The 24011-nt window shown below is 71.6% G+C and carries 22 protein-coding genes and 1 tRNA gene; 10 read left to right on the top strand and 13 right to left on the bottom strand.

The window, feature by feature from the left end; all coding sequences use genetic code 11:
• Positions 1–6: 6 nt before the first annotated feature.
• Positions 7–369 (bottom strand): DUF2849 domain-containing protein, encoded by a 363-nt coding sequence (locus WG212_RS11280; RefSeq protein ID WP_337187190.1) that lies wholly within the window; start codon positions 367–369, stop codon positions 7–9.
• Position 370: 1 nt separating this feature from the next.
• A complete protein-coding gene (cobA, locus tag WG212_RS11275) occupies positions 371–1306 on the bottom strand; it encodes a uroporphyrinogen-III C-methyltransferase (RefSeq protein ID WP_337187189.1) in 936 nt (311 codons plus the stop codon).
• 190 nt (positions 1307–1496) lie between these two features.
• Here cobA and gcvA point away from each other — a divergent pair, with 190 nt between their 5' ends.
• Positions 1497–2453: a transcriptional regulator GcvA gene (gene gcvA, locus WG212_RS11270; RefSeq protein WP_337187188.1), complete on the top strand. Its 957-nt coding sequence runs from the start codon at positions 1497–1499 to the stop codon at positions 2451–2453.
• Positions 2454–2511: 58 nt separating this feature from the next.
• The gene (locus WG212_RS11265; RefSeq protein ID WP_337187187.1) at positions 2512–3162 is read left to right on the top strand and encodes a hypothetical protein; all 651 of its coding nucleotides are present in this window, start codon (positions 2512–2514) and stop codon (positions 3160–3162) included.
• On the opposite strand, the gene WG212_RS11260 is transcribed toward WG212_RS11265, so the two are convergent.
• On the bottom strand, positions 3135–3494 hold the full coding sequence (locus WG212_RS11260) for an Hpt domain-containing protein (protein WP_337187186.1): 360 nt from the start codon (positions 3492–3494) through the stop codon (positions 3135–3137). The two genes, WG212_RS11265 and WG212_RS11260, sit on opposite strands and share 28 nt — an antisense overlap.
• A gap of 113 nt (positions 3495–3607) precedes the next feature.
• Positions 3608–4672, bottom strand: coding sequence for a nucleoside hydrolase (locus WG212_RS11255; protein ID WP_337187185.1), 1065 nt, complete (start codon positions 4670–4672; stop codon positions 3608–3610).
• Positions 4673–4794: 122 nt separating this feature from the next.
• On the opposite strand from WG212_RS11255, the gene WG212_RS11250 reads away from it, so the two are divergent.
• On the top strand, positions 4795–6237 hold the full coding sequence (locus WG212_RS11250) for an NCS1 family nucleobase:cation symporter-1 (protein ID WP_337187184.1): 1443 nt from the start codon (positions 4795–4797) through the stop codon (positions 6235–6237).
• Between the two features lie 35 nt (positions 6238–6272).
• Here WG212_RS11250 and WG212_RS11245 read toward each other — a convergent pair whose 3' ends face one another.
• The 5 genes from WG212_RS11245 to WG212_RS11225 all read right to left on the bottom strand — a co-directional run bounded on the left by WG212_RS11245 (position 6273) and on the right by WG212_RS11225 (position 11981).
• On the bottom strand, positions 6273–8159 hold the full coding sequence (locus tag WG212_RS11245; protein WP_337187183.1) for a biotin carboxylase N-terminal domain-containing protein: 1887 nt from the start codon (positions 8157–8159) through the stop codon (positions 6273–6275).
• A 165-nt stretch (positions 8160–8324) separates the two neighbouring features.
• Positions 8325–9917, bottom strand: coding sequence for a carboxyl transferase domain-containing protein (locus WG212_RS11240; RefSeq protein ID WP_337187182.1), 1593 nt, complete (start codon positions 9915–9917; stop codon positions 8325–8327).
• Between the two features lie 290 nt (positions 9918–10207).
• Positions 10208–10283 (bottom strand) — tRNA-Lys (locus WG212_RS11235).
• A gap of 161 nt (positions 10284–10444) precedes the next feature.
• Positions 10445–11062 (bottom strand): PEPxxWA-CTERM sorting domain-containing protein, encoded by a 618-nt coding sequence (locus tag WG212_RS11230; protein ID WP_337187181.1) that lies wholly within the window; start codon positions 11060–11062, stop codon positions 10445–10447.
• Positions 11063–11339: 277 nt separating this feature from the next.
• Positions 11340–11981 carry a PEPxxWA-CTERM sorting domain-containing protein gene (locus WG212_RS11225; RefSeq protein ID WP_337187180.1) on the bottom strand — a complete coding sequence of 214 codons (642 nt, stop codon included), beginning with the start codon at positions 11979–11981 and terminating at the stop codon, positions 11340–11342.
• Positions 11982–12163: 182 nt separating this feature from the next.
• Between WG212_RS11225 and WG212_RS11220 the strand changes: the two genes are divergently transcribed.
• Together WG212_RS11220 and WG212_RS11215 are read left to right on the top strand one after the other, a co-directional pair.
• Entirely contained in the window at positions 12164–12892 is a 729-nt protein-coding gene (locus WG212_RS11220; RefSeq protein ID WP_337187179.1) for a helix-turn-helix domain-containing protein, read from the top strand.
• A 117-nt stretch (positions 12893–13009) separates the two neighbouring features.
• A complete protein-coding gene (locus tag WG212_RS11215) occupies positions 13010–13492 on the top strand; it encodes a hypothetical protein (RefSeq protein ID WP_337187178.1) in 483 nt (160 codons plus the stop codon).
• 40 nt (positions 13493–13532) lie between these two features.
• Here the strand turns inward: WG212_RS11215 and WG212_RS11210 are convergent, their stop codons facing one another.
• Positions 13533–15116 carry a caspase family protein gene (locus WG212_RS11210; RefSeq protein WP_337187177.1) on the bottom strand — a complete coding sequence of 528 codons (1584 nt, stop codon included), beginning with the start codon at positions 15114–15116 and terminating at the stop codon, positions 13533–13535.
• Between the two features lie 252 nt (positions 15117–15368).
• Between WG212_RS11210 and WG212_RS11205 the strand changes: the two genes are divergently transcribed.
• The 5 genes from WG212_RS11205 to WG212_RS11185 all read left to right on the top strand — a co-directional run bounded on the left by WG212_RS11205 (position 15369) and on the right by WG212_RS11185 (position 21014).
• On the top strand, positions 15369–16745 hold the full coding sequence (locus WG212_RS11205; protein WP_337187176.1) for a lipopolysaccharide biosynthesis protein: 1377 nt from the start codon (positions 15369–15371) through the stop codon (positions 16743–16745).
• The gene (locus WG212_RS11200; protein ID WP_337187175.1) at positions 16742–18499 is read left to right on the top strand and encodes a fatty acyl-AMP ligase; all 1758 of its coding nucleotides are present in this window, start codon (positions 16742–16744) and stop codon (positions 18497–18499) included. The genes WG212_RS11205 and WG212_RS11200 overlap by 4 nt, the downstream gene beginning before the upstream one ends.
• Before the next feature lie 2 nt (positions 18500–18501).
• Entirely contained in the window at positions 18502–19437 is a 936-nt protein-coding gene (locus tag WG212_RS11195) for an SDR family NAD(P)-dependent oxidoreductase (RefSeq protein ID WP_337187174.1), read from the top strand.
• Between the two features lie 105 nt (positions 19438–19542).
• Positions 19543–19797, top strand: a complete 255-nt coding sequence (locus WG212_RS11190; protein ID WP_293374320.1) for an acyl carrier protein — start codon at positions 19543–19545, stop codon at positions 19795–19797.
• A gap of 2 nt (positions 19798–19799) precedes the next feature.
• Complete coding sequence (locus tag WG212_RS11185; protein ID WP_337187173.1) at positions 19800–21014, top strand: pyridoxal phosphate-dependent aminotransferase family protein; 1215 nt, start codon at positions 19800–19802, stop codon at positions 21012–21014.
• On the opposite strand, the gene WG212_RS11180 is transcribed toward WG212_RS11185, so the two are convergent.
• The 3 genes from WG212_RS11180 to WG212_RS11170 are packed head-to-tail and all read right to left on the bottom strand — an operon-like array spanning position 21011 to position 23936.
• Positions 21011–21922: a hypothetical protein gene (locus WG212_RS11180; protein WP_337187172.1), complete on the bottom strand. Its 912-nt coding sequence runs from the start codon at positions 21920–21922 to the stop codon at positions 21011–21013. The two genes, WG212_RS11185 and WG212_RS11180, sit on opposite strands and share 4 nt — an antisense overlap.
• Positions 21919–22824, bottom strand: coding sequence for a diacylglycerol kinase family protein (locus WG212_RS11175; RefSeq protein ID WP_337187171.1), 906 nt, complete (start codon positions 22822–22824; stop codon positions 21919–21921). Before WG212_RS11175 ends, WG212_RS11180 begins: the two co-directional genes overlap by 4 nt.
• Positions 22821–23936 (bottom strand): CDP-alcohol phosphatidyltransferase family protein, encoded by a 1116-nt coding sequence (locus tag WG212_RS11170; protein WP_337187170.1) that lies wholly within the window; start codon positions 23934–23936, stop codon positions 22821–22823. Before WG212_RS11170 ends, WG212_RS11175 begins: the two co-directional genes overlap by 4 nt.
• Positions 23937–24011: the final 75 nt, after the last annotated feature.

The following is a 24011-nucleotide window of genomic DNA, read 5'->3' as shown; positions in this document are numbered from 1 at the left end:
CGCCCTCTACTTGCGCTTGATCAGGTTGACGCGTCCGGTCGAGCGGGCCGCGCCGCTGGCGTGCTGCAGCGCCTCGATGGCGGCGCCGCCCTCGGCCTGCTTGCCGTGGTGAAGGTGGTTGGTCGGCCCCAGCGCCCGGATGCGCTCGCGATAGCTGACCGGCGCCCAGAAGCCCTCGGCCTCGACGAGGTCGATCAGATAGGCGTCGACCACGACAAGGGGCTGGGCCTTGCCCCGGCCCTCGGCCTCCAGCGCGGCCGGGTCGTCCGAGGCCCAGAGCTGGGCGTCGGCGAACCGCTCGATCCAGCGGCCGTCCTTCCAGAACACGACTTCGCCGTCCGTCAGGCGATTGGCGGTCAGGGCTTTCATCTTACCTCCCCCGCGAAGCGGCGGGAGGGGGACCGCCCGCTGAAAAGCGGGTGGTGGAGGGGGCAAGCCCCATCCCCTGCGCCAGCTTCATCCGGTTCGTCTCGCCGAGACCGCCGTTCGCCCCCTCCACCGCTTCGCGGGGGAGGTAAGGAACCGCCAGCGCCATGGCTTCGCCGACGATGAGCAGGGCCGGGCCGTCGAGCGCGGCGGCCGCCTCGGGCAGCCCGGCCAGCGTCGTCAGCACGCGCCGCTCGTCCGCCCGGCTGGCGTTCTCCACGATCAGCGCGGGCGTGGCCCCCGATCGGCCGGCCGCCGTCAGCCGCGCCGAGATCGCCGCAGCCGTCGACAGGCCCATGTAGATCACGACGGTCTGGTTGGCCTTCGCCAGGCTCTCCCAGTCCAGGTCGGGCTCGCCGCCTTTCGCGGCGTGGCCGGTCACGAAGGTCACGGCCTGGGCCGAGCCCCGGTGGGTCAGCGGCGCGCCGGCGTTCGCGCCCGCGGCCAGCGCGGCCGTCACGCCCGGCACCACGATGCACTCGATACCCGCCTCGCGGCAGGCTTCCAGCTCCTCGCCGCCACGGCCGAAGATGAAGGGGTCGCCGCCCTTCAGCCGCACGACGTTCAGGCCGTCCAGCGCGAACGCGACCAGCATCCGGTTGATCTCGTCCTGGCCGTACGAGTGGCGCGACTTGCGCTTGGCCACCGAGATACGCCGGGCCGCCGCGGGCGCCAGCTCCAGGATCTCGTCCGACACCAGGCCGTCGTGGACGACCACCTCGGCCGCCTGCAGCGCCTTCAGCGCCTTGATCGTCAGAAGCTCGGGATCGCCGGGGCCCGCCCCCACCAGCCAGACCCGGCCGGGGCGCACGGCGCGCCCGCGCGCGCCCAGGAGCACCAGCCCCTCGCCTCTTCCCTCGCGATCATGGCGCGTCGCCATCTTTAGCTTCTCTATCGATACGCGGCCCCGGAAATCGGGACCCTGAAATCAGGACGGGGCGGACCTGCGCCCGCCCCGCCTACGCCCGCCGGTGAAAAGGGCCGATACACCAGCGGACGCTTGCAATAAGTGGCCGAAGCGCCCAATTCGCAACCCAAGGACTTCTGCCCGGGACTTCAGGAATTCTAGGATGGAGCGCAACGTCCAGCGTCGCCGGCTTCCGCCGCTGAACGCGCTCCGCGCCTTCGAGGCCGCGGCGCGACACCTCAACTTCAGCCGTGCGGCCGACGAGCTCTCGGTGACGCCGGGCGCCGTCAGCCAGCAGATCCAGAACCTGGAGGACTATGTCGGCGCCGCCTTGTTCAAGCGGACGCCCAAGGGCCTCCTGCTCACCGACGCGGCCCAGACCGCCCTGCCCGCCCTGCGCGAGGCGTTCGACCGCCTGGCCGAGGCCGCCAGCCTGCTGACCGCGGCGGTCGACGGGCGACGGCTCACCATCACCGCCCCGCCCTCGTTCGCCGCCAAGTGGCTCGCGCCGCGCCTGGGCGCCTTCGAGCGGGCGCATCCCCAAGTGGACGTCTGGCTCAACGCCGGCATGGAGCTGGTCGACCTCAGCGCCGGCGAGGTGGACCTGGCGCTGCGTTACGGGGCCGGGCGCTATCCGGGCCTCGAGGTGCGCCGCCTGGTCAGCGAGGCGGTCATCCCCGTGATCAGTCCCGCGCTGCTCGCCGAACTGCCCATAGAGACGCCCGAGGACCTGGCGAATCACACCCTGCTCCATGACGGTTCCCCCGACATCGACGACAGTTGCCCGGACTGGCCCATGTGGCTCGCCGCCCGCGGCCTGCGCGGCATCGACGGCCATCGCGGCCCGCGCTTCAACCAGTCGGCGCTGGTGATCGAGGCCGCCGCCAACGGCCGCGGCGTCGCGCTGGCCAAGCGCACCCTGGCCCAGGCCGACCTCGAGGCGGGCCGGCTCGTCGCCCCCCTGCCGATCGCCACGGCGGTGGACTTCGCCTACTATCTCGTCCATCCGAAGGCCAAGGGCCGGCTGCCTCAGGTCAAGGCCTTCATCAGCTGGATCGAGGCCGAGGCCCGCGCCCACGAGGAGGCCATGCAGGCCATCGACAACGGCGCCGGAATCTAGGCCCGGTCCGTCGAGAATGCAGCCCGTTCCGGCGAGAAGCATGTTGGCAGGAGGCGTTTTGGCGGCGTTCATCGCCACGGTGTCGCCCGCGGCCGGCGCGGTCGCCGAGCGCCCCGACGCCCACTATGTCCAGCGCCTGCGCCTGCTGGCGCAGCTCCAGTCGCTGAACGCCGAGCTGCTGAGCCGCGACAGCGCCACGGCGGTGCTCCAGGGCCTCTGCGACCGGCGCATGGCCGAAGCGCCCCCCGTCCGCGCCCGCCGCGTTGCCGCGCCCGACGATCCCGCCGCCGCGGCCGCCGCCCGCCGCCAGCTCGGCGCCGCCGCCAATGAACCGATCCGCCTGCGCCGGGTGGAGCTCATCTGCGGCGAGACGGTCCTGTCGCGCGCCGACAACTGGTACCTGCCCGGCCGCCTCACGCCGCAGATGAACACCGCGCTGGAAGCCACCGAGACGCCCTTCGGCGTGGTCGTGGCCCCGCTGGCGTTCCAGCGTCGGACGCTGTCGGCCCGGCTGCTGTTCCAGCCCCTGCCGGCGGGGTGGGAGGTCCGAAGCGACCTGGCCTTCGACGCGCCCGCCGTCCCGCCGCGCGACGTCCTTCAGCATCGGGCGGTGCTCCAGACGCCCGACGGTCGGCCCTTCAGCCTGCTGGTCGAGACCTATGCCGCCGACGTGCTGACGCCTCAGCCCCCGCCGATCCGGGACAGATAGCCTTCGATGTCCGCGCGGGCGGCGACCAGGGCCGCGCGCAGTTCCCCCGCCATCGCCGGGTCCCCCCGCTCGGCCCGGTCGGCCACGTCGGCCAGCGCGCCGGCGCCGATGCCGCGTGACGCCCCCTTGATGGTATGGGCGAGGTCCCGCCAGCGGCCGGCCGGCAATGTCGATGGCGGCGCATCCAGTTCCGCCAGCCAGCCCGCGGCCTGGCCCTGGAACAGGTTCAGCACCTCGGTGACCACCACCATGTCGCCGGCCGCGAACCCCTCCAGATAGTCGAAGTCGACACCGCCGGGCGTCCCGGCCCCCTCGCCCGAAGCGCCCGTCATGCCTGCCTCCTTCGCCCGTTGACATCGCCGGTTGTGGGACGCTTCGGGGCGGCGGGGCAACGCTGTTCGCGGCGTTCGACCTCGGGCCGCGCACGCCGTCAGGGGCCAGTGGGCTACGCGCGGGCCAGCATGGCGAACAGCACGCGCTTGAACCCCGCGTTCGAGGCCTGCACGCAGATGTTCGCGTTGGGCGGGGGTGTCGGCGCCATGTTGTAGCGATTGTCGCCATACAGGATGGCGCCGCGGGTGAACTGGCCGTTCAGCTCCACCTTGGCGTGGACGGCCCGGTACGCCTCGCCGATCGACGGGTCGATGATCAACGCGACGGCCATGGGATCGCCGTTGACGGAACCGGGCGCATTCCGGGCCGTGGTCTCGAACGTCAGCCGCAGTTCGTTGGTCTCGATGAAGAAGCGGCTGCGCGGCGTATCCAGCGCGGCGATCCGGTCGAAGTCGCCCCGGGTGAGGATGGTCGCCCCAGGTCCGCCCAGCCCCATCGTCAGGATCACGCCGGATCGCAGCACCACGTCCACCGCCTCGGGATCGGCCAGGGCGTTGAAGCCGGGCACGGCGTTGCCGGCGTTGCCCACGAACTGCACGCCCTTGATCAGCGGGGCCAGGCCCGGATCGGCCAGCAGCGCCTGGGCCACGTTCGTGAGCGCGCCCAGGGCCAGGATCACGACCTCGCCGGGATGGCGGCGGACGATCCGGCGGATCGCATCGGCGGCGGGTTCCGGGTCGACCCTTCCCCGGGGTTCGGGGGTGCGGAAGCGACCCAGGCCGTCGGGGCCGTGGATGAAGGTGGCCGTGGGATAGGGCCGGTCCAGCAGTGGGCGCCCCAGCCCGGCATGAACGGGGATTCGCCCGCCTTTCCCCGAGAATTCCACGACATAGAGCGCATTCCTGAGCTGCTGGTCGTAGCGGATGTTGCCGGGACAGACCGTGACCGCTTCGACGCTGAGGTTGGGCGCGTCCAGGGCCATGAGCAGGCCGATCGCGTCGTCGTTGCCGGGATCGGTGTCGACGATCACGCGCCGGTTGTTCAGCAGCCGCGGCAGCGGCGTGTCGGACACGCCCGGTTCCGCCGCGAGGACGGGACCGGTCGGCAGGATCGCGACGGACGGGACAAGGAACGAAGTCAGGGCGCCGGCCAGGATCTGGCGTCGATGATGCAGCATGGGCCCAAGTGTTGGGGCGCCCGCCGCGCGGCTCCAAGCCGATTCATGGGCAGAGGCGCCGATCTGGCCCCTGGCGCCATCTTCCACTTCGCGATGCGCGCGACGCGCGCGAGGCTGCGCGCATGACGGCGATCGTTTCCGACCTGAACAATCCCGACCTGGCCCCGACCACGCCCGAACAGCGGACCTGGCGCTGGTGGCACTTCGCGGCGCTGTGGGTCGGCATGACGATGTGCATCCCGGCCTATCTGCTGGCGTCGGGCCTGATCGACCAGGGGATGTCGCCCGGCCAGGCGGTGTTCACGGTCCTCCTGGGCAACGTCATCGTGCTGATCCCGATGCTGCTGATCGGGCACGCCGGGGCGCGGCACGGGATTCCCTATGCGGTGCTGGCGCGCGCCTCGTTCGGGGTCGAGGGCGGCAAGCTTCCCGCCATCGCCCGGGCGATCGTCGCCTGCGGCTGGTACGGCATCCAGACCTGGGTGGGCGGCACGGTCCTCCTCGCCCTCGCCGGCGTGGCGCTGGGCGCGCCGCTGGACGGCCCGCCCCTGCCCGGCCTCGGCATCTCGGCGTGGCAGTTCGCCGCCTTCCTCACCTTCTGGGCGATCCAGCTCTTCTTCGTCACCAAGGGGATGGAGATGGTGAAGCGCCTGGAGACGTGGACGGCGCCGGCCAAGATCCTGATCTGCGCCGTGCTCGTGGCCTGGGCGCTCGGCCAGACCGGCGGCCTCGCCCATGCCTTCGACGAGAGCGGCAGGCCGGGCGCCTTCGCGGCGATCTTCTGGCCCAGCCTCACGGCGATGGTCGGCTTCTGGGCCACGCTGGCGCTCAACATCCCCGATTTCACCCGTTTCGCCCGCACCCAGCGCGACCAGTTCGTCGGTCAGGCCGTGGGCCTTCCCCTGCCGATGGGCGCGCTCGCCGCCGTTGCGGTGATCACCACCGCGGCGACCCGCATCGCCTTCGGCGAAGCCATCTGGGACCCGGTGGAGCTGGCCACCCGCTTCCCGAGCGTCTGGGTGCTGATCGGGCTGCTGATCATCTCGATCGACACCATCTCGTGCAACATCGCCGCCAACCTCGTCGGGCCCGCCTACGACTTCTCGGCCCTGTCGCCCCGCCGGATCTCGTATCGGACGGGCGCGTGGATCACCGCCCTGATCGGCGTCTGCATCATGCCCTGGAAGCTGGTGGCCAGCAGCAGCGGCTACATCTTCACCTGGCTGATCGGCTACTCGGCGCTGCTGGGGCCCATCGCGGGCATCATCATCGCCGACTACTGGCTGCTGCGCCGCGCCGAGCTGGACGCCGAGGGCCTCTATGCCCCCGACGGCCCCTACGCCTATCGCCGGGGCTGGAATCCCGCCGCCGTGATCGCCCTGGTCGTCGCGACCGCACCCAACCTGCCGGGCTTCCTGATGGCCGTCGCGCCGGGCGCCTTCGGGGGTCTGCCCCCGGCCTGGGCGGCGCTCTATCCCTATGCCTGGTTCGTCGGCGTCGCGATCGCCCTCGTGGTCTACTACGGCCTCATGCGCTGGCGTCCCCGCCCCGCCGTTCCGGCCTGACCGAAGCAAACCCCGCCAGGGGGCGTCAGGCGGCGTCAGGCCTGCTCGGACAGTTTCGCCAACAGCGCCCCTTCGCTGACCTGGGCGCCCAGTTCCGCACCGATCTCGTCGACGACGCCGTCGAAGGGCGCGCTCAGCGCGTGCTCCATCTTCATGGCTTCGAGCACCAGCAGGGTCTGGCCCTTGGCCACCCTGTCGCCGGCCCTGGCGGCCACCTGGGTCACCTTGCCGGGCATGGGCGCCCGGATCTGGCCGTCGCCGCCCGCGCCGGCCGCATCCGCGGCGGGCGGGTGGTCGCGGAAGACGAAGGCCTCGCCGGCCTCGAAAACCACCACCTCCTCGTCGCCCAGGACATGGACCGAGCGCGACGGCTGGTCGCCGGGCGACGCCACCACAGCGCGATCGTCGAGGAACAGGCGCACCGCCGGATCGGCCGGGGCGTTGAGCCGGAATCCCGCCAGCGCGACCCAGGGCGTGGACGGCTGGCCCTCGACCTCGCGCTCGACCATCTCGCGGAAGGCCCAGCCGGCGGTCGCCAGCGCCTCGGGCGAGGGCTCGGCCGGCGCGGTCAGCGCCTCGGCCTCGCGGCCGATCAGGCCGGTGTCGACGCTGCCCACGATGAAGTCCGGATGCTCCAGGCAGCGGACCAGGAAGCCGGCGTTGGTCTTCACGGGATGGACCTCGACCTCGCAGACGGCCTCGGCCAGCTCGGCGATCGCCTGTTCGCGGGTCGGCGCATGCGCGATCAGCTTGGCGATCATCGGGTCGTAGAAGGGGGTGATGGCGTCGCCCTCCTCGACGCCCGCGTCCACCCGCACGCCGCCCGGAAGGCTGAAGCTCTCCAGCCGCCCGATCGAGGGCAGGAAGCCGGTGGCCGGGTTCTCGGCGTAGAGCCGGGCTTCCACCGCATGCCCGTTCAGGGCGATCCGGTCCTGGGTCAGCGGCAGGGGCTCGCCGGCGGCGACACGGAACTGCCACTCCACCAGATCCAGGCCCGTGACCATTTCCGTGACGGGATGCTCGACCTGGAGCCGGGTGTTCATCTCCATGAACCAGATGCGGTCGCCCCGCAGGCCGGCCGAGGCGTCGGCGATGAACTCCACCGTGCCGGCGCCCACATAGCCCACCGCCCTGGCCGCGCGAACCGCGGCCTCGGTGACCGCCGCGCGCGCCTGCTCGGACATGCCCGGCGCAGGGGCTTCCTCGATCACCTTCTGGTGGCGGCGCTGGAGCGAGCAGTCCCGCTCGTAGAGGTGGACCACGTTCCCCTGGCTGTCGCCGAACACCTGCACCTCGATGTGCCGGGGACGGGTGACATAGGTTTCGAGCAGCACCCGGTCGTCGCCGAAGCTGGCGGCGGCCTCGCGCTGGCACGAGGCCAGGGCGGCCTCGAAGTCGGCGGCCGCATCGACCCGCCGCATCCCCTTGCCGCCGCCGCCGGCCACGGCCTTGATCAGCACGGGATAGCCGATGGCGTCGGCCTCGGCCTTCAGGCGTTTCGCCGACTGGTCCTCGCCCAGGTAGCCGGGGGTGACCGGGACGCCGGCCTTCTGCATCAGGTCCTTGGCGGCGTCCTTGAGGCCCATCGCGCGGATAGCCGCCGGCGGCGGGCCGATCCAGACCAGGCCTGCGGCGGTCACCGCCTCGGCGAACGCGGCGTTCTCCGAGAGGAAGCCGTAGCCGGGATGGATCGCCTCGGCGCCGGCCGCCTGGGCCGCGGCGATGATCCGCTCACCCACCAGATAGCTCTCGCGCGCGGCGGCGGGCCCGATCAGCACGGCGCGGTCGGCGTCGCGGACGTGGGCGGCGCTCGCGTCGGCCTCGGAGAAGACCGCCACCGTCTCGATGCCCAGCCGTCGCGCCGTGGCGAACACCCGCCGCGCGATCTCACCCCGATTGGCGACGAGGACAGACCTAAACATTGACGCCTCGCGCGCCGCAGGCGCTCTCAAATGAACCGCGGAAAACGCGGAAGGACGCGGAAGGGTGAGCTCCGACGCCGGGGTTCTTCTGTCCGCGCTTTTCCGCGTTTTCCGCGGTTGAATCTCGAAGGCGCTGACGCGCCAGGGAGTTAGCCATGTCGCGCCTCACATGCGGAACACGCCGAAGCGCGTCTCGGGGATCGGGGCGTTGAGCGCGGCCGAGATGGAGAGGCCCAGGACGTCGCGGGTCTGGGCGGGGTCGATGACGCCGTCGTCCCAGAGGCGCGCGGTGGCGAAGTAGGGGTTGCCCTCGTCCTCGTAGCGCTGGCGGACCGGGGCCTTGAAGGCCTCCTCCTCGTCCTTGCTCCACTTGTCGGCGTCACGGTGGACGGTGGCCAGGACCGACGCGGCCTGCTCGCCGCCCATCACCGAGATGCGGCTGTTGGGCCAGGTCCACAGGAAGCGCGGGGAGTAGGCGCGGCCGCACATGCCGTAGTTGCCGGCGCCGAACGAGCCGCCGATCAGGACGGTGAACTTCGGCACCTCCGCGGAGGCGACGGCGGTCACCAGCTTGGCGCCGTCCTTGGCGATGCCGCCGGCCTCGTACTTGCCGCCCACCATGAAGCCCGAGATGTTCTGCAGGAACACCAGCGGGATCTTCCGTTTGCAGGCCAGCTCGATGAAGTGCGCCCCTTTGAGCGCGCTCTCCGAGAACAGCACGCCGTTGTTGGCCAGGATCGCCACCGGCTGACCCCAGATGCGGGCGAAACCGCAGACCAGGGTGGTCCCGTACAGCGCCTTGAACTCGTCGAACTTCGAGCCGTCCACGACGCGGGCGATCACCTCGCGCACGTCGTAGGGCGCGCGCACGTCCTGGGGCACGATGCCGTACAGCTCCTCCGGGTCGTAGGCCGGCGGCTCGGGCTCGGCCAGCGTCAGGCCGTGGGTCTTGGTGGTGTTGAGATTGGCCACGATGCGCCGGACGATGGCCAGCGCGTGCTCGTCGTTCTCGGCCACGTGGTCGACCACGCCCGAACGCCGGCCGTGGGTGTCGGCCCCGCCCAGCTCCTCGGCCGAGATCACCTCGCCGGTCGCGGCCTTCACCAGGGGCGGCCCCCCCAGGAAGATCGTCCCCTGCCCCCGCACGATCACGGTCTCGTCGCTCATGGCGGGCACATAGGCGCCGCCGGCCGTGCAGCTTCCCATCACGCAGGCGACCTGGGCGATCCCCTCGGCGCTCATCCGGGCCTGGTTGAAGAAGATGCGGCCGAAGTGCTCGCGGTCGGGGAACACCTCGGCCTGGTGCGGCAGGTTCGCGCCGCCGCTGTCGACCAGATAGACGCAGGGCAGCCGGTTCTCGCGCGCGATCTCCTGCGCCCGCAGGTGCTTCTTCACCGTGAGGGGATAGTAGGCCCCGCCCTTCACCGTGGCGTCGTTGGCCACGATCATCACCTCGCGCCCCGACACCCGGCCCACGCCCGTGATCACGCCGGCCCCCGGCGCCTCGTCGCCGTACATCCCGAAGGCCGCGAGCTGGCCCACCTCCAGGAATGGCGCCCCGGCGTCCAGCAGCCGCGTGACCCGGTCCCGCGGCAACAGCTTGCCGCGCGCGGCATGGCGTTCCCGGCTCTGCGCCGATCCGCCCAGCGCCGCCTGCCCGGCCCGGGCCCGGAGCTCCTCGGCCAGGCCCAGGTTCACCGCCCGGTTCGCCGCATAGGCCGCCGCCCCGGCGTCCACCGTCGTCTTCAGAACACGCATCCAGGGCCTCCCGGCGGACCAAGGGCCGCCGAAACGGGGAAAGGCGGGCCCGCCGGCAGCATAGACACAGACCCGGGCCACGTTGAGGGCCGTCCGCCCCCACCTGCGGATCGCACAGTTCCCGACATCGGCTTGGACAAGGGCGAATCCCGCGTGACAACCTGCAGGGTGAGGTAGGCCCCCGGTCGCCCAGAGTCACCCGGAGTCACCCGGATAGCGAAGGACGGGCCCGCCGCCTCGGGCGGCCGCCCTGGCCACGCGGTCGACCCGCTGTTCTCATGAGAGAGGAATGGTGGGTGTACAAGGATTCGAACCTTGGACCCGCTGATTAAGAGTCAGCTGCTCTACCAACTGAGCTATACACCCGTCCCGGCTCCGGGTTCGCATGGCGGCCCGGCGGCGAGGGCGCGGAACATACGCAAAATCGCGCCGTTGGCAAGGCGGCGATTGCACCGCTGGGAATGGATGGCTGCGGCGGACGCTTGACACGGTAGCATCCGCCGCAGCCCCCTCGCGCGACCGCCCTGTTAGGCCGCCGCGAAGGTGGCGATGCGCCGGCGATGGCGAAGGGTCGCGCCCACGCCGCCGAAGCCCAGGATCATCAGCGCCCAGGCGCCGGGTTCGGGGATGGCGCCCACGTCCGGCGAGCCCGAGACCACCAGCGTCCCGAAGCCGGCGTTGCCGAAGCAGCAGTTGTAGCCGTTGGGATCGCTGGCGATGGGCGGGCCGTTGATCGGCCAGCCGTCGGTCGTGTACGTGCCGACCGCGCCGAAGGCGCCCGGCGCGAAGAAGAAGAAGGCGCCGCCGCCGAACGCGGTGTTGTCGTCCTCGTAGCTGTAGCCCAGCGACAGGAAATCGCCGCCGACGTCGAACTGGTTCGCGAAGTTGTCGAACTCCATCTGGCCGCAGACGTAGCCGGCGTTGTCGTCGGTGCAGCTGTCGGGCGTGAAGGTCCCGTTGGTGATGAAGCCCGGCGTCACCAGGCTGAAGCTGGAATTGACGACGACCTCGATCTGCGCGCCATCGGGATCGTCCGGATCGACCGGCCCGAAATTGAGCGTCTGGGACCCCGTGAACGTGTAGGTCACCGCCGCCTGCGCCGCCGGCGCGGCGAGCAGAGCGGCCGTTGCGGCCACTCCGGCCATAAATCGTCTCATAATTGCACCCCACTCAAGATATTCGCCTGAGCGGAGAAATTTTTCTCCCCAGGCCGCGAAGTATCGTCGAAGCCCGCGTCCCCGGGCGCCTCTCGAAATCGAGGGGTTGACCTCGTGCGGCCGGCTCGCTCGACGGTCCCACGCCCCCGCGCCGGGTCCGGCGCCCGCCGCCGGATCGGTTCGTTCGGGGCGCCGACGCGCACGCCGCGGCGCTCCCGGAAACGGGAACGCCGCGGCGCCGTCACGTCCGGATACGGCGATCGGGTCAGGAGGCCGGGACAGCGTCCGCCCGCCGGCCGCGACGCAGCAACGCGCCGGCGGCGCCGAAACCCAGGATCATCAGGGCCCAGGCATCCGGCTCGGGGATCGCGCCCACGGCGTCGTTGTTCACCTGATAGCTGATCGAGATGGTGTTGATCTGGTACGGCTCGGTCATGAGGAACGTCCCGCTGGCGACCAGCGTCGTGAATCCGAACGGCGTCCCGTTCAGGCCGTAGATCAGGCTCGTGCAGTTGCCGCAGCCGGCGCCGACGTCCGGGCCGCCGTCGAACGAGAGCAGGCCGTTGGCCTCGGAGGTCTCAGGCTGGGCGCCCCCGAGGATGTCCGCGAAGTTCAGCCCGAAGAACATCTGGTCCCGGAGCGGAACGATGAACGTCGGGAACGGCGGCGGGTTCGACCCCGAGATCGTCACGAAGGCCTCGAACGTGTCCCCGTCCTCGAGGACGAAGGGCGTGAAGCCGGACAGCTCGAGATATCCGGTCTCGTAGAGGACTCCTCCGAACGAGAAGCTGTCGGTGATCATACCGTCGGCGTCGCCCGTCAGATTCAGCACATAGTGCGCCGCGTGCGCCGCCGGCGCAGCGAGCAAGGCGGCGGTCACCGCCACCCCGGCTAGAACTCGTCTCATGATTGCACCCCACTCAAGACGTTCGCCCAGGCGGCGAAGGCACGCCCAGGATCGGGGCGAATGTCGTTGAAATGAGCGGCAGGGGGCGCCTCTCGGAACCGAGAGGTTGACCCTGCAAGGTGACGCTTCGGCGCCGGACTTGCTAGGATCGGCACAGTAACGTCGGGACCTGTTTCTGTCGCATGCTGACACGCGCGCTCGATATCGCCGGCACGGCCTTGACGGCTCCGACGCCCGAAGCGGCGAGCGAGGGCTTCTTCGCCGCCCTGTCGCATATCGGGGCCTCGTATCTCCAGACCCGGCTCTACCGCCGTCCGCTGGTCCCTCTGACGTCCGAAGCCCACTACGCCGCCGGCGGCATCGTCCAGCGGATCGCGCCCGAGACGTGGCGGCTGGGGACGCCGGCGTTCGACTATGTCTGCTTCGAGAACAACCCCCTGCTCGAGGCGATCCGCGGCGGGCTCACCCGCTACCGCTTCAGCGACTTCGCCCCCCGCCACGACTCGGGCTTCGGCGCCTACTGGGAAGCCATGAGCGAGGCGGGCATCGGCGATGCGGTCTGCGCGACCTCGTACGGCCGCCACCGTACCATCGCGTCGCTCCACCTGGGCTTTCACAACCACGACCTTGCGCCGGACGACGCCATGGCCGTGCAGCTCGCGGGCCTGATGCTCACCGAGCGGCTGATGACCTTCGCCGCGCCCCCCGAGGCCGACGAGATCCGCCTGACCGACCGCGAGCGGGACGCCCTGTCCTGGGTGGCCGAGGGCAAATCCGACTGGGAGATCTCGGTGATCCTGGGCCTCTCGGAAACGACCGTCCGTTTCCACGTGGACAACGCCCGCAGGAAGCTGAACGCCGTGAACCGCACCCAGGCCGTCGCGCGCCTCGCGGCGGCGCGCCTGCTCTAGAGGCCTGCGGCCCCGCGCACGAACGCGTCCCCTGAACTCTCCCCAAAGGCGCAAGGCCTTGACCGGCGCACGCGCCGGTGGGTTCATCCCGGCGTACCAGGCGAGAGGATTGTCACCATGCGCAGCGTTGTCCCCGGCGCGACCGGCCGCATGGCCGTGGGGGCCATCCTTGGCGCGATCCTGGCAGGCGGCGTGGCCGGCGCCGCCGCGGCCGCCGACTTCGTCGTGGTGGCCTCCACCGATCCGGCCGTGAAACCCGGCGTCGAGCTGTCGGGCGGCGAACGCATCGCCGTGGGCGCAGGACAGACGGTGCGCCTGATGAGCGCCAGCGGCGCGATCACCACCGTGCGCGGCGGGCCTCAGGGCGCGGTCGCGCCGCGGCCGGGCGCGGCGGCCGACCCCTCGCGCCTCGCCCAGCTCAAGATCCTGGTCGATCCCCCGCCGACCTCGCGGACGTTCGGGGCCCGGCGCTCGGGGGTCTGCCCCGACCCGGCTCACCTGACCACCCTGGACCATATCCTGACCGCCCAGCAGGCCGGCTGCGCCAACCAGGCGCGCACGGCGCTCCAGGCCCTGGTCACCGCCGAACCGACGCCCTAGTCACGCTCCGGGCGGAACAGGGCGTCGCGCGGCCTCCGCCCTACGGCCCCGTGTAGAGTTCGCCCAGCGCGGAGGCGGCCCGGCCCTTGGCGCGGTCCAGTTCGTCCTGCACCAGACCGGCGGCCACCATCGCGTCGCGCTTGCCGTCGATCCGCTTCAGCGCCGCGCGCAGGACGGTCGGCGCCTCGGGCGTGGCGATGGCCACCACATTGTCGAGCCCGAACGGCGGCACGGCCTTGGTCCGGGCCATCACCACGCGGGTCTGGCCGGCGGCCATCAGTCCGTCGCCGTCGCCGTCGATCGGGTAGAGCATCTGCACCGTACCGTCGCTGGCGAGGTTGAAGGCGGTCAGGTAGGCCGACGTGCCGCGATGGGTGACCACCAGATCCACCGTCTCTCCCTTGCGATAGAGCTGGCCCGTGGGCTTGGGGCCGATGTCGACCTTGAGCTGGCGCTCGTTGGCCGAGGCCGCGATCTGCGTGATGGCGCGGCGCTTCATGATCACGCCCGAGAGCTGTTCGGGCGTCCGCAGGTTCTCCGCCACCCGGTCGCCCCTGTGATCGGTCACCCAGCCCTCGGTGGCGTTCCAGGTGAGGTCGGGCTCGCCGCTGGGGATCGAGGCCCAGGGCCCGCGCCCGCCCAGCAGCTCCGCGGCCTGGTCGTCGACGGGCTTCACCTCGATCGGCCGCTCGTCCGGCGGAGGAGCCTTGAGGGGCTGGAAGATCACGCTGCGCTCGTTGCGCGCCGGAACCGCCGCGCTCGCCCACTGCTGGGCGCCCGACAGCTCGCGGGTGCGGGTCTCCAGCGTCGAGGCCAGTTCGGCCAGTGAGAGCCGCCCGTCGTCGTCCAGGTCGGCGGCGAGGTTGCCGTTCGGGCGACGGTCGCGCAGCGCGCCTTCCAGCGCGTAGGTCAGAAGCCCGCGCGAGGCCGAGTCGCCCCGCGGCAGAGGCCCCTCCAGCGCGAACTGGTTGTCCTGGGCCGCGCCGACATAGACGAGGTTGGGCGGATCCTCGGTCGACGGCGGCAGCCGCACCGGGTCGAACGGGCTGGGCGGGAGCCGGATCGCCATCGGGTTGTCCAGGGCGGTTCGCCGCTTGAACCGCGTCTGGCCCGCCAGCGACCGGTTCAGCGTGCCCGAATGGCAGGCGTCGGCGATCTGCAGGACGTTGACGGTGGTCGGGAAGAAGGCCACCAGCCAGCTCCGCAGGTCGTCGTCGAGGATGAACTGCTCGGGATCGGGGCGCGCGACGCTGAACCCCCCGAGCGCCATGAATTCGTCCAGCCCGTCCTCCTCGGTGGGATCGTCGGTCCGCGCCTGCGCGCCGTGGCCGGCGTAGAAGAAGATCACCCAGTCTCCGGGCTTCGAGCGCTTGCCCAGGCTCTCCAGGGCGGCCCGGATGTTGGAGCGGGTCGCCTTGCGGTCGGCGATGACGGTGATGTCGGTCGCCCCCTGCGCGCCCAGGAGGGTCTTGAGCGCGGCGGCGTCGTTGGGCGGCCCTTCCAGGGACGGGATCGGGTCCTGGTATTCGGAGACCGCCACGATCAGGGCCCGGATCTCGGCTGCGGCCGGCCCCGCCAGACCCAGGGTCGTCAACGCCAGCAGAACCGCCAACAGAACGCGCATCGCCACCCCTCGCTTCGCTCGCCCCAGGTAAAGCCGGGGCCGGCCGCGATCACAAGTCCCGCGCGATCACGAACCTGCGCCCCGACCGTCTCGCGACCGGGTCCTGAACCCCTATACGGGCGCAACCGGCCCCCGGCCGCACCGGCTGCGGCGATCTGCGCATGCGCCCGCAGGGTTGGCGTGGAGGCCCGGACGGCGCTAGTTGGGCGCAAAGGGCCGGCGAGCGGCGGCCCGAGGAGTGCGAACGGGCGCATGAGCGCATCACAGGCCGAACAGATCGCCGGGGTCCGGCCGATCCTTCGCCGGGTGGTGGCGAACGCCGGTCTCCTGCTGGGCGGGCGCACGGTGAACGCCGTGCTCGGCCTGGCCGCCGTGGCCATCGCCGCACGCGCCCTGGGCGCCGCGGAACTGGGAATCCTGATCCTCATCCAGGCCTTCGCCCAGTTCCTGGGCGAGGTGGTCAAGTTCCAGTCGTGGCAGACCATCCTGCAATATGGCGCACGTCCCCTCGCCGAGGGTCGTCGCCTCGAGTTCCAGCGGGTGCTGCGCTTCTCCCTCGTGCTGGACATCGCCAGCACCGTGCTGGGGGTGCTGGTGGGCGTGGTCGGGGCGATCGCCTTCGCGAACGTCCTCGGATGGGGTCCCGACCAGGCCCCGGCCGCCGCGCTCTACATGGTCTCGGTGGCCTTCATGGTCTCGGCCACGCCCCTGGGCCTGCTGCGGCTGTTCGACAGGTTCGACGTCCTCGCCTGGCAGGCCGCCCTGATCTCGCTCATCCGGGTGGTGGGATCGGTGATCGCCCTGGCCCTCGGCGCCGGCATGGAGGGCTTCCTGCTGGCCTGGGCGATCGGGACGGTGGGAAGCTGGCTCTACCTCGCGGGTTCGGCCTGGGCCGAGGTGCGCAAGCGCGACATGCTCCAGGGCTTCGCCTGGCGCGGCGGGCGCCTGGCCGAGGGCATGCCCGGCGCCTGGCGCTTCGCCTGGAACACCAACCTCGCCGCGACGCTCGACGTGGCCTTCACCCATGTCGCGACCCTCATGGTCGGCGCATTGGTGGGACCGGCCCAGGCCGCCTATTGGCGGATAGGCCGCCAGGTGGCCGACGCCCTGGCCAAACCCGCCAAGCTGCTGGTCCCGGCGCTCTATCCCGAACTCGCCCGGCTGCGCGCCGAAGACCGGCATCACGCCATGTGGCGGCTGGCCCGCAACGTGGGGCTTCTGGCCGGGGCCGTGGGCGTCGCGATGCTGGCGGTAAGCTGGCTGGCCGGGCCGGCGCTGCTCACGCTCGTCATGGGCAAGGGCTTTTCCGCCGCCGCCGAGGTGATGACCTGGCAGGTGGCCGCCGCCGTCATCGGCATCTTCGCCCTTCCCCTCGAACCGATGCTCGTCTCGCTGGGCAAGCCGGGCGCCGCGGTGCGCGTCAGGCTCGCGGTGGGCGCCCTCTTCCTGTGCGCCCTCCCCTTCCTCGTGGCGCAGTTCGGGCTTATAGGCGCAGGCGCTGGCCTGGCTGCGGCCGCCGGCGCCCTTGCCCTGGGCATGCTGTGGTTCATCCTCAGAGAGAACGGGATTCGACAGTCCGTCGACACGGACCCGCCCGATCCCGCGCAACGACTGGAAGGCGACGCTTGACGATCACCCCGACTGCCCCGGACCGGCCGTTCCGGCAGGGCGGCTTCGCGACCCTGACCGAGGCGCTGGACTACGCCGCCACGGGTCCCACCGGCCTCAACCTGTACGGCCTGCGGGGCGAGCTGGTCGAGGCCCTCCCCTACGCGGTCCTGCGCGAACGCGCCCGCACCCTGGCCGTGCGGCTGCTCGCGGCCGGGCTGAAGCCGTTGGACCGGGTCGGCCTCGTGGCCGAGACCGACGCCGACTTCGTCACCCTGTTCTTCGCCTGCCAGTACGCGCGGATCACGCCGGCGCCGCTGCCGCTCCCGGCGCCGCTGGGGGGGCGGGAAGCCTATGTGGAGCAGATCGCCCGCATGCTGCGCTCGGCGAAGGCCGCCGCGGTCTTCGGGCCCGAGGCCCTGGTCCCCTGGCTGGCCGAGGCCGCGGAGGCCGCCGGAACGCCCCGCGCCCTGAATTCCGACGTGAACGCCGACGTGAATGCGACGGCAGGCGCCGCCGGCCTGCCGGACGCGCCATCGGGCGCGCCCGCGACCGACCTGCCGCCCCCTTCGGCCGACGATCCGTGCTACGTCCAGTTCTCGTCGGGCAGCACGCGCAATCCGACCGGCGTGCTCTGCACCCACGCCGCCCTGATGGCCAACGCGCTCGCCACCACACGACATGGACTGTGCGTGACGCCGCAGGACCGGGCCGTCTCCTGGCTGCCGCTCTATCACGACATGGGGCTGGTCGGCTTCCTGCTGATCCCTCTGTCGGCGCAGATGTCGGTGGACATGATGCCGACCGGCGCCTTCGTCCGCCGCCCCCTGCTGTGGCTGGACCTGATCTCGAAGAACCGGGGCACGATCTCCTACAGCCCCAGCTTCGGCTACGAGCTCTGCGCCCGCCGCGGCGACGGGGGGCGCACCGATCTGGACCTGTCGAGCTGGCGCGTGGCCGGCTGTGGCGGCGACATGGTGCGCACCGGCCCTCTCACCGCATTCGCCGAGCGGTTCGCCGCGGCCGGCTTCCGGGACGCCGTCTTCGTGGCCAGCTACGGCATGGCCGAGGCCACCCTCGGCCTGACCATGTCGCCCCTGGAACAGGGCCTGATCTTCGACCACGTGGACGTCGCGCGGATGGAGCGTGACGGCGCGGTCGTCTCCGGTTCGGGCGAGCGTTCGCGGGCCTTCGTCCGCTGCGGCCCCATCTTCCCCGGCCACGAGCTGGAGATCCGCGACGAGGCGGGCCGCGCCCTGCCCGAACGCCAGGCCGGCCGGGTGTTCGTCCGCGGCCCCAGCCTGATGCGCGAGTACTTCGGCGATCCCGAAGCCACGGCCGCCGCCCTGGGCGAGGACGGCTGGCTGAACACCGGCGACCTGGGCTATCTCGCCGACGGCCAGTTCGTCCCCACGGGCCGCGCCAAGGACCTGATCCTGCTCAACGGCCGCAACGTATGGCCGCAGGACCTGGAGTGGACCGCCGAGTCCGAGATCGAGCGTCTGCGCAGCGGCGACGTCGCCGCCTTCTCCGTCGACGAGGAAGCGGGCGAGCAACTCGTCGTGCTGGTCCAGGCGCGGGCGAGCGATCCCGAGGCGCGCCGCGCCCTGACCGACGACGTGGCCGCGGTCCTGCGCGCCCGCCACGGCGTGGAGCCCCGCGTCGAGCTGGTCGGCGCCCACGCCTTGCCGCAGACCTCGTCGGGCAAGCTGTCGCGCTCCAAGGCCCGCGCCCTGTTCCTGGCCGGCGCATTCCGCCAGGAGGAGCCGGCCTGAACATGCGCCGGGTCGCGGTCACGGGCGCCACGGGCTTCCTCGGCCGCCGGCTCGTCCAGGCCCTGGGCGAGGACGGCTGGACCGTGCGCATCCTCGCGCGCCGCGATCCGGTCGAGCCCCTCTGGCGGGCCTTCGAGCCCGAAGTCGTTCCCGGCAGTCTCGAAGACGCCGCCGCGCTCGCCGCGCTTTGCGAGGGAACGGACGTGCTGATCCACGCCGCCGGCCTGGTGAAGGCGCGCAGCCGTGCGGCGTTCGACGCCGTGAACGCGGCCGGCGCCCGCCGGGTGGCCGAGGCGGCGAAGACCGCCGGAACGGCGCACGTCGTGCTGGTCTCCAGCCTGACGGCGCGCGAGCCCCAGCTCTCCCACTATGCCGCCAGCAAGCGCGCCGGCGAGGCGGCGATGGGCGAAGTCCTGGAGAATCGACTATCGGTCGTGCGCCCGTGCGCCATCTACGGCCCCGGCGACCGCGAGCTTCTGCCCGTCTTTCAGGCAGCGGCGCTCAGCCCTGTCCTTCCCGTGCCCGACGAGGCCGCGCGCGTGGCCATGATCCACGTGGCGGACGCCGCCCGACAGACCGCCGCGGTTGCTGCAGCGCGGCCGACGGGCGGGGCGCACGCGCTGTGCGACTCCCGGCCCGAAGGCTATTCCTGGCGCGAGCTGATGTCGGCCGCCGCCTCGGCCTGCGGCGCTACGCCGCGGCTGGCGCGCGTTCCCCGGACGCTGATCCGCGCCATCGGAATCACAAATGATTTCACGATGCTGCTGGGTCGCACGGCCATGCTCTCGTCGGCCAAGGCGCGGGAATTGCTGCACCGCGACTGGTCTGTCCCCGAGGCGGAACGGCTTCCGGGCCTGCCACCGCCGCGTTTCGAGCTGGCCGATGGTTTCGCCGACACCGTCGCCTGGTACCGCACTGCGGCATGGATGAAACATTGACGGCTCTTTTGTGACCCACATTCCATCCCGCGGTAGAAAAAAGGGCCGGAGATGGTTAGGTACGCGGCTGGCGTACGCATTTCGGGCCGAATGGGGGGCTCACCGATGGTGGAACTGGCGACGGACCTCACAGTCCGTGAAATCGCGCGGGCCGCCGAGACGGTTCTGGGCCGCAATGTCCAGGTGACCCCGGAGACCGACATCGCCCGCGACCTGGCCGTGGACTCGCTTGCACTCATGAACATCGTCATGGAGCTTGAGGATCGATTTGACCTATCGATTCCCCTCGACCGGCTGGCGACGGTGCAGACGGTCGGCGACCTCTCCGAACTGATCAACAAGCTACGAATGAAGGCTTAAGAATGGGGCTGCTCGACAAGCACCTGGGCTATCGCGCCCCGCTCGATGGAATTCGCGCCGTGGGCGCGGACCCGTCCGCCGTCCGTTTTGACGCGGTGCTCTCGCCCACCGAAGGGATGCTCGACGGCCGCAAGGTCATCCTGCTGGGCACCAACAACTACCTGGGCCTGACGTTCGACCCCGAATGCATCGAGGCCTCCGCCGCCGCCGTGCGCGAGTGGGGCACGGGCACCACCGGCTCGCGGTTCGCCAACGGCACCTTCAGCGGTCACACCGCGCTCGAGAACGCGCTGGCGCGGTTCTACGGCCGCAAGCACGCGATGGTCTTCACCACCGGCTACCAGGCCAACCTCGGCGGCATCTCGGCGCTGGTCGGCCGTGGCGACCACCTGATCCTGGACGCCGACAGCCACGCCTCGATCTATGACGCCGCCAAGCTCTCGGGCGCCGAGGTCATCCGCTTCCGCCACAACGACCCCGACGACCTGGCCAAGCGCCTGCGCCGCCTGGGCGACGCGCCCGGCGGCCGCCTGATCGTGGTCGAGGGCATCTATTCGATGATCGGCGACGTGGCGCCGCTCAAGGAATTCGCCGCCGTGAAGCGCGAGATGGGCGGCTACCTGCTCGTCGACGAGGCCCACTCGATGGGCGTTCTGGGCGAGAAGGGCCGCGGCCTGGCCGAGGCCGCCGGCGTCGAGGCCGACGTCGACTTCATCGTGGGCACCTTCTCCAAGAGCCTGGGCGCCGTAGGCGGCTTCCTCGTCTCCGACGAGGACAACTTCGACCTGCTGCGCATCGTCAGCCGGCCGTACATGTTCACCGCTTCCCTGCCGCCGGCGGTCATCGCCTCGACGCTCAAGGCGCTCCAGCGCCTGGAGGACGACCGTGACCTGCGCGTCCGGCTCTCGGCCAACGCCGACCGGCTGTACGAAGGCCTGCGCGCCCTCGGCTTCGTGGTCGGCCCGCACGCCAGCCCGATCACCGCCGTGGTCATGCCCGACCAGGCGACGGCCGTGATGATGTGGAACGCCCTGCTGCAGAACGGGGTCTACCTGAACCTCGCCGTGCCGCCGGCCACGCCCGACAACCAGGCCCTGCTGCGCTCCAGCGTCAGCGCCGCCCACACGCCGGCCCAGATCGATGAGGTCCTGGCCGTCTTCGAGCGCCTGGGCCAGGAATTCGGGCTGCTGAAGCACTCCCTCCGCGCATCGGCCTAGCCTCCGCGCGCCCTCACCCGCTGCCGCCGCCGGAGCTCCAGCCACGCCCCCGGCGCGGCCAGGAACGGATGGCGCTCCCGGAACGGCGTGACGGCGATCTCGACTCCCGTGTGCCGGGCGATCTTCCACGCCGCATAGCGGGCGGCGCCGTCGAAGGTGAAGGCCGCCTTGCCGATCCGCGCGACGTTCAGCGGCTTTCCCATCAGGTTCCGCAGCGTCCAGCCCGGCAGGCCCCGGCGGAGCGGCCGCAACAGGCCGTCCCCGCCTGTATGGCCGACTCCACCTGCCGCCCACGCCAGCGGCAGCAGCGCATCATAGCGTTCGGGCTCCGCGGCGATCACGGTGTCGACCCGGCTGGCGCTCTCCACCCGGAATTCGGCGGCGTAGGTCCGGCGGAACAGCGCCAGCCAGTAGTCCCGGGCCGTCCCTGTCTCCGGCCCCAGGGCCGCGGCATGGCGGGCGGCGGTGACCACGGCGGCGGCCACGGCCTCGCCGGCCGCCCGGCCCGCCTTCGCATCGGCGCTCCAGACCCGCTGCGAGGGCTGGACGAAGCGGGCCCAGATGGTCGTGTCCAGCGTCCGCCCCTCGGCCGCCTTGCGGAAGACGTCCAGCGGCATCGTCGCCACCTTCGCCCTCAGGGTCCGATCGCCGACCGCCACCTCGTGATAGCTCACCTCGGGCCACAGGATCGCCTCGACGACGGCCCGCAGGCCGCGCCGGTGCGGCCGGCGGGTCAGGCGGTAGAAATCCAGGATTCCCGACAGGTCGCCCGTGCGCAGTGTCGAGCCGTAGTAGAGGATCGCCGCGTCCCGCTCGGGGTCGGCCAGCGCCTCGGCCAGGGCCACGACCTCGGCCGGCGCCCGGGCCGCCAGCTCGGCTTCGATCCGCGCGAGCAGTTCGGGCGTCACGGGATCACGAACTCCAGCGCCGGCCCCTGGCGCACGGTCAGGTCACCGCCGGAATAGCGCTCGCCGTCCAGCACATACTCCCCGTCGAAGGCGAACCCGAAGGCCGGAAGGTCGTCCCGCCGATACCCCGCCTCCGCCAGCCAGGGCGCGTCGCGCCCCCGCAGCAGGATGGGCAGGGCGAACGGCAGCCGCCGCGGCGGCGCGGCCACCGACAGCACCTTCAGGCCCTCGCGCGGGACGCCGTAGGGCCGCAGGCCCAGGGGGAAACGCTTCAGGGTCGAGGCCATCACCAGGAACCAGCGCGCGACCTCGGGCGCCAGCGACAGCGACCCCGCCTCTCCGCGCCGCCAGGGCTCGTCCGCGCCCCCGGCCAGGGTGCGCACGATGGCCCCGCCCAGGGTCACCGCGATGGCTGCGTTGTCGAAGAACCCCAGGCCGTGGTTGCGCTGCGCCAGCTCGGTGGCGCGCACGAAGGCGCCGGCGCCGAACAGGAAGCCGCGATGCTCGGGCGCGGGGGCGCCCCGGCGCACGATCTCCAGGCACTGGCGCTGCTTGACCGGACGGCCCGCCTCGGCGGCGGCGAGGATCTGCTCCAGGGTCGTCCCCAACGGCGTCTCGATGTCCAGCGCCAGCGCATTGGTCTTGCCGTTGGGCAGCACCGCCAGGCGCGGCAGCCGACCCTCGAAGGCTTCGGGCAGGCGGCTCAACACCTCGCGGATCGTACCGTCGCCGCCATCCACCACCACCAGATCCGCGCCGGCCTGCGCCAGCCGCCGGAGGCCGCCGTCCAGTTCGGCGGGGTCCTCGGGCACGATGTCCAGCACGTCGGGCGGCAGGGGCCCGCGGCCGGCCCCGCGGTTGCGGTGGCTCTTCTGGTTCCAGATGAGGCCGGCCCGGATCAACGCGACAGCCAGGAGACCACGCGCTCGCGCGGCGTCGCAAACGCCTGGACCAGCTGGGCGGCGTGGACGATCAGGCAGACGCCCGTCCAGACACCCACCAGGATCAGTCCCTCTCCGGGACGGCCCAGCAGCCAGGCGGGTGTCAGGATCAGCAGGTTCGGGTTCCGGCGGGCCGTGATCAGGCGGAAGAAGCTGTCGAACGGCCGCCACGAATGGATGTGGAATCCGAAGGCCCGCAGGAAGATCCCCTCCTCCACCCGCTGCAAGACGTAGCCGGCCAGGATCACCGCCAGCGCGATCCCCGGCGCGTCGGCGACGATGGCGGTCCCGAAGCAGCCCACATACCAGGCCCACCACCAGAACGGCGGGTGGATCAGGTCGATGCCGTGGTCGAAGACGTTGCCGATCGCAGACGACGTGAGCGTCACCCGCGCCAGCTTCCCGTCCACGGTGTCGAGGAAGGTCATGACCCAGGCGCAGGCCAGCCCCCAGCCGAACTGGCCCTGCCAGAACAGCCAGAAGGCCGCCAAGACGAGCAGAAAACCCAGGAATGTCACATGGTTGGGCCTCAATCCTGCGACAGCGCACCAACGCGTGACGATGCGGGCGGGAATCGGCCACCAGTACTTGGTGACGAGGTCCGTCACACCCTTGTAAGAGCCCGCGAAGGTGCGCGCCTCGACCGCGCGGACGTTCTGGGGCGTCAACCGCACCAGCACCGGCGCCTCGCGCTTGCGGAGCGCCTCGTTGTAGGCCAGTTCGGCGAGGGACAGCCGCACCAGCCCCCCGGGCTCCTCGCCCCGCTCCAGCGCGGCAGCGGCCTCGGACGCGCGCCCGGCAGGCACGTGAGCCGCCACTGCGCGCCCGTCGTCGGCCACCAGGACCGCGCCCGGCCGCTTCGCGAGGGTGGCGATCAGGGCTTCGTCGTAGACCCATCCGCCCAGGGCCAGGATCACCGAACCGGACGTCGGCGGCGCCTCGGCCACCGCAAGGCCGGCGCGCACGAAGGTGCGGCGCAACCGCTCGCGCGCCGTCATCCCCCAGATGCGCACGTCGCCGGCGCCCAGGATCATCCCCGCCGGCGCCGCGCCCGTCTCGACCGTCGTCTGCAAAACTTCTGCGCGCCTCTCACGCAAATCGGTGCAACCTGATACCGAGCGCCGTCTCCTTAGGAAAGCTCGCCCCCC

Origin of the sequence: Phenylobacterium sp. (assembly GCF_037189685.1) — a bacterium.
In the GTDB taxonomy this organism is placed as follows: Bacteria; Pseudomonadota; Alphaproteobacteria; order Caulobacterales; family Caulobacteraceae; genus Phenylobacterium.
Note: the sequence above shows the minus strand (reverse complement) of the source record. Positions and strands in the feature narration are given on the sequence as shown.